Genomic DNA, 5,456 nt, shown 5'->3' with positions numbered 1-5,456 from the left:
TACTAAAGATGATGCAGCATGTAATACACTCGGAAAAGCAGCAAGTACACCTCCTGCAATTAAGCCTTGAACAAATCGTCTTCGTGGTGTGCTAACCTGTTGTGATGACTTTTTAAACCCCATTTCCTTACTCCTTCATACCAGAATATGTATTGAGTATAGAAAATAGACCTGTCTTAAACATGACGCGAACATTACAAAGTTGTAATGTTGGTGTCATGTTGCTGTAGTGACAGATACTGCATAATATTTGCAGAGGTAGTTGTTAGGACTTTAATGAAGGAATTGTATGCGCTTATTAGTTGTTGAAGATGAATCAAAGACAGGAGATTATTTAAAACAGGGACTAAGTGAAGCTGGTTTTCAGGTTTCTTTGGCGCGCAATGGACTTGACGGTCATCACCTAGCAATGACCGACTTATTTGATGTAATAATACTTGATGTCATGTTACCTGACGTATCCGGTTGGAAAATTTTACAGTCGCTACGTGAAGCAGATAACAAAACCCCAGTACTATTTTTATCTGCTCGCGATAGTATAGACGATAGAGTAAAGGGGCTCGAACTTGGTGCTGATGACTATTTAATAAAGCCTTTTGCTTTTGCTGAAGTTTTAGCAAGAGTACGCACTCTTATTCGCCGTGGTGTAGTACAAACAGTTGACGATATACTGATAGTTGCTGATTTAGAAATGGATATTCCAAAGCGAAAAATACAACGTGCAGGCAAGCGTATTTTATTGAGTAATAAAGAGTTTAGCTTACTTGAACTATTGTTACGGCGCGAAGGTGAAGTACTGCCACGTTCGTTAATTGCTTCTCAAGTATGGGATATGAATTTTGATAGCGACACCAATGTGATTGATGTTGCCATTCGTAGGCTAAGAGCAAAAGTTGATGATGACTTTACTGTTAAATTAATTCATACGGTTCGTGGTATGGGCTATAAATTAGAGGTTGAAACTGATGGCTATTAAGTCACGGCCTTTATCACTTACGATGCGTGTTGTGTTGTTTGTCGCTGTAACCGTTATTGCGTGCTTAACTTTAGTTGCCACCTTAATAAATAGTTCGATAAAACATCATTTTTTCCAGCAAGATAGTAGTGAACTGCATGTTATTAATCAATCTATTGAATTAGTTTTAAGACAACAGTATAAATCAAACCTGAAACTTAAAAATGAATTATCTAACGCTGTAGCGGGTCATCACGGTGTTTACTATCAGGTAAATACCGCAAAAGGAGAGCTCATTTTTCAAAGTTCTGAACGAGATTTTAGTGATTTTGTAATGAGTGCTAATGCTTCAGCTGGCTTTAACCGTAACAACATTACCTCATGGCAAAATGATACCCACACCTACCGAGCTCTGGTGAGTAATTTAAGTACTGGGCAACAGCAATACAAAATTACTACAGCGATAGACATGAGCTTTCATTTACACTTTCTCAATCAATTTCAACAAAGTCTTTGGGCTATTATGTTTGGCTCTGCGGTACTCATTTTATTGGTGGCTTGGTTTGCTATACATCAAGGATTGAACCCTTTACGAGGTTTGAGTCAGAAAATGCATGACATCCAAACTAATAAGATGGATGTAAGGCTTGATGAAAATAAAGTGCCTATTGAGCTTGTTAATATGGTGCAGTCGTTTAACTCGATGCTCGACAGGCTCCAAAGTGAATTTATTCGTTTATCAAATTTCTCTAGTGATATTGCGCATGAGTTACGTACTCCACTAACAAATATAATCACTCAAACACAGGTTGGTTTATCTAAAAAAAGACAGTTGTTAGAGTATCAAGAATTATTGTTTTCTAATCTAGAAGAGCTGGAACGACTAACTAAGATGGTTAGTGATATGCTTTGGCTTGCAAAAACTCAGAATGGACTGGTTAAACCCGTTCAAAATACTCTAAAAAGCCATGATGAAATTGAAGCATTATTTGAGTACTTTGATGCTTTGGCTGAAGACTCATTGATTACATTTAAGAAAAAAGGTCAAAACTTTTGTTTTTATTGTGACAAATTACACTTTCGCCAATTATTATCAAACCTCCTATCCAATGCAATAAGGTATGCCCCAAAAGGCTCATCAATCACAGTAAATAGTGAAATATTTACCGCTGATAAAATATGTATTTCAGTGATTAATACTGGGGAGAGAATACCTTCTGAGCATTTACCTTATTTATTTGACCGCTTTTATCGACCCGATAAATCGCGCCAACGACACAGCGATGGAGCTGGTTTAGGGCTTGCAATAGTTAAAGCTCTAGCACAAGCAAACGGTGGAAATATAGAGGTCAGTTCAAATAATCAAACTACCAGCTTTAAAGTTTTTCTAAATTTAGCTAAAAGCTAATTATTAAAACCAATAACTCAATGTTTGCTTGTAGCTCTTTGGCGAAGTTCAGCTAAGTGCCATAAGCAGTCATTGGTAACGACGCATTAATTGGACAAAAATTGCGGGTTAAAATGTGTAGCGAAGCGAAAGCTAACCCACTGTTTTTATTTCGTTTAAATACCTTGTTATTTTTCTTCTGTAATTACCGTCTTTGAGACTTTTCTGTTTTCGAGGCTTTTAACTACTACGGGCATAGCTATTTGAAAAGATCCTTCACCATTAACCTCGTCTATGGCGTTTTTAACAAACGAAGTCATTTCGTTTTTTAATGATAAACCTTTTTTAATTGTGTCTTTGGCAGTGTTTTGTGCCAATTCATTGAATCTATCACTCATTCCTATTACAGCGACTTCGTCTTCCTGAATTTGCTGACTTTCAACAAAAACTTCAAACATGCCTTCGGTGTTCATACGCTGATTCATTTTATATTTAACTATAAGATCTGAGCCTGTTGAAGGACAATTCACACCAAGAATAAACTCTGTATACATTTCCCTTAATGATTTTTGATCTAATTTGTATTTTTGAGCTGAACTTAATGCCTTATTTATCGAATGCTCAACAACCTCGGCAATGTATTCAGAAGTCAAAAGGCCGTGATAGTGCTTTTCAGGAATAAACATATCATCGCCATACACTGAACTATGACCATCCTGTATTAGGTTATTAGGATCGCACCTTTTTTTTACAACATACTTACCATCGTTTTGAAAGTTTCCACTTTGAAAATCTATTCTTAATGTTGCCAAATGATTAGATATTAAATCAATCACATGCTGCGCTGTTAGAGTGCTACCAGCGAAAGCAACGAAACATTCAAAGTCCAAAAATACACTATTGTATGACTTGAAATTTTCCCCAATAAAATAGGGTTGCCACAATTTAACAGGGATCTCTTTAATTTTTTTAAACCCTGATAACAAAGGAGAATGCCCATTCGAACTATGGCTTGTAATAATACTGTCAGCAACTGCGAATAGCCCTTCAGCCCTTACCCCTGTAATTTCTTTAATATTATCTATTTCTCGAAATGGGTTTTCTTCAAAATTATATCCAGCAACAACTAATGTCATCTACACCTCTTAGAAACATAACAACTTATCAGAGGACACTTTCCCTATCTTAGCGCGTAAACGTCCTTATTTTATGAACTTACATTATTAGCAAATAGTATAAGTGATTGCCAGCTATAAATATTATGTTTTCTGTAACTCATATAAACATGTAAAAAGAGGAGATTTTCCTCTTATTCTTACTAAGTTAATGATTACTTAACTGGATGACTGCTTCTCGCTCTTTTGAGGCATTCGCCTCAACACGTTTTGGGGCAGAAACGAGTTACGCTTTAATGCCCGCTCATGGCACTTAGGCGAACTTCGGCAAAGAGCGAGAAGCAGACGGTCGATCAAACTCATTTTTGGACATAAACGCTTTAGAAATGATGCTCTACAGTGTTTCTGTCAGATTAGGAAAAGTATGTTGATTCCTTGGACGTTTGTTATGTTTATGCTTCGTACAGACACCAAAGGTAGTTCCACCAATATAGAATCAAATCTACTTTATCAACTAGCGTAAGCAAAGTGGCTATAGCAAGTACCAATGTCAACCACGCAACAGTTCTTTGGGTAACTGTTTGAGACTTTTGTAGCTTCAATAGTTGTACACCTTTCTTGTAGGCTTCTTTCGTTTCTGTATAAAAGTTTATACCTAAACCAGTGACCTTAATTCTCTCATTCGGACGATCTTTATTTATCGATGCAAGCTCACCAGACTCAATCGCTGAGTCTATAACAAGCTTCACAGAGTTGGAAATAACCGTTCTTGGAATTACACCTTTATACTCTTTCTTTGGATAAAGCAGGTCAATTAAGTCTGATTGATTAAACACACCACTTTTTACAAAATCTTTGCTCTCAAAAATAGCCTGAAATATTTCATATTTTGACTTAACTACATCGAGCGGTCTTAAACGGTGGAAAATCTTATTTTTTAGCCAGCTTACCTTTTCCCACGCTATTGATAAGTAGAAAAGGGCTACTTTCCTATATAGGTAGTATTTTAATAATGTAAATGTTGAGTATGTATTGGTAGAGTCTGACCACCTATTTTGCTCGACATGAATATAAACCTTCATATGAGCTAAATGATCATACGACAAATAGCACTTCTGCTCGTTCATGGATCCGGAATCGATACCCGATAAAACTCTAAGTCTTTTGTTAAATACCTTTTTAGGTTTAAATCTGAGCTTAACTCTAGAGTTCATTACTAGATCTTTACTAACTCTCGTTCCTTCCTTGCCCCCTGTGTCAGAATAGTTGTCGCCTCTAACTTTTAATAGAGGCAGATAAAATGAGACGTCGATTTACACAAGAATTTAAAGTTCACGCTGTTGAAAAAGCATTATCTCAATGTGATGATGTTCGCCTAGAAGATATTGCGCTTGATTTAGGCATCGGTTATTCAACCTTGCAACGATGGATCGCGCTTGCTAAAAACCGTGAACTTGAAACTAAAAATAATGGTAGTCACATGACAACAGAAAAACGCCCTCATGACTGGAGCTTAGAAGAAAGGCTTAACGCCATTATTGAATGTGCGAGTTTAGATGAAGCAGCTCTTAATGAATTTTGCCGTGCTAAGGGGCTTTACCCGCATCATATTAAACAATGGAAGCAAGATTTTGCTAAAGGGTCTTCAACGAAGCCCGTAAAATCAGACAGTAAACAGCTCAAACAAGAAATTAAGCAGCTTCAAAAAGAGCTTAATCGTAAAGACAAAGCGTTAGCAGAAACAGCCGCCTTACTCGTACTCAAAAAAAAAGCCGATGCGCTCTGGGGTTTCAACGAGGACGATTAACCAGCTCAACTGAGCGTCATGAATTGATAAAGCTCATTACCGACGCGCAGAAATCAGGGGCAAGGCAAGAAAAAGCATGTGAGTTACTTGGTCTAACGGCAAGAACAATTCAACGCTGGATTGAAGCTGATGATATGACAGATAAGCGAACAAGTACGATAAAGCGACCACCTAACAGGCTAACTGAATTAG

Annotated in this window: 5 protein-coding genes; 3 read left to right on the top strand and 2 right to left on the bottom strand. The window is 37.0% G+C overall.

What is annotated here, in order from left to right:
- The first annotated feature begins 289 nt into the window (after positions 1 to 289).
- Together CXF76_RS00345 and CXF76_RS00340 are read left to right on the top strand one after the other, a co-directional pair.
- Positions 290 to 976 carry a heavy metal response regulator transcription factor gene (locus CXF76_RS00345; protein ID WP_004588805.1) on the top strand — a complete coding sequence of 229 codons (687 nt, stop codon included), beginning with the start codon at positions 290 to 292 and terminating at the stop codon, positions 974 to 976.
- Positions 966 to 2,363, top strand: a complete 1,398-nt coding sequence (locus CXF76_RS00340; RefSeq protein ID WP_101162772.1) for a heavy metal sensor histidine kinase — start codon at positions 966 to 968, stop codon at positions 2,361 to 2,363. Before CXF76_RS00345 ends, CXF76_RS00340 begins: the two co-directional genes overlap by 11 nt.
- A 167-nt stretch (positions 2,364 to 2,530) precedes the next feature.
- Here the strand turns inward: CXF76_RS00340 and CXF76_RS00335 are convergent, their stop codons facing one another.
- Positions 2,531 to 3,478, bottom strand: a complete 948-nt coding sequence (locus CXF76_RS00335; RefSeq protein ID WP_101162771.1) for a hypothetical protein — start codon at positions 3,476 to 3,478, stop codon at positions 2,531 to 2,533.
- Between the two features lie 431 nt (positions 3,479 to 3,909).
- On the bottom strand, positions 3,910 to 4,671 hold the full coding sequence (locus CXF76_RS00330; protein ID WP_101162770.1) for a hypothetical protein: 762 nt from the start codon (positions 4,669 to 4,671) through the stop codon (positions 3,910 to 3,912).
- Between the two features lie 86 nt (positions 4,672 to 4,757).
- Between CXF76_RS00330 and CXF76_RS00325 the strand changes: the two genes are divergently transcribed.
- Positions 4,758 to 5,264, top strand: a complete 507-nt coding sequence (locus tag CXF76_RS00325; RefSeq protein ID WP_101162769.1) for a transposase — start codon at positions 4,758 to 4,760, stop codon at positions 5,262 to 5,264.
- The last annotated feature ends 192 nt before the right edge of the window (positions 5,265 to 5,456 follow it).

The organism is Pseudoalteromonas sp. 78C3 (genome assembly GCF_002836695.1).
GTDB lineage: Bacteria > Pseudomonadota > Gammaproteobacteria > Enterobacterales > Alteromonadaceae > Pseudoalteromonas > Pseudoalteromonas arctica.
The sequence above is the reverse complement of the archived record's forward strand: the minus strand, read 5'-3'. Positions and strand labels throughout refer to the sequence as shown.

What these genes read in the sequence shown, in the direction of transcription:
- CXF76_RS00345 (WP_004588805.1), top strand. Translation starts at nt 290, where the DNA reads ATGCGCTTATTAGTTGTTGAAGATGAATCAAAGACAGGAGATTATTTA.
- CXF76_RS00340 (WP_101162772.1), top strand. Translation starts at nt 966, where the DNA reads ATGGCTATTAAGTCACGGCCTTTATCACTTACGATGCGTGTTGTGTTG.
- CXF76_RS00335 (WP_101162771.1), bottom strand. Translation starts at nt 3,478, where the DNA reads ATGACATTAGTTGTTGCTGGATATAATTTTGAAGAAAACCCATTTCGA.
- CXF76_RS00330 (WP_101162770.1), bottom strand. Translation starts at nt 4,671, where the DNA reads ATGAACTCTAGAGTTAAGCTCAGATTTAAACCTAAAAAGGTATTTAAC.
- CXF76_RS00325 (WP_101162769.1), top strand. Translation starts at nt 4,758, where the DNA reads ATGAGACGTCGATTTACACAAGAATTTAAAGTTCACGCTGTTGAAAAA.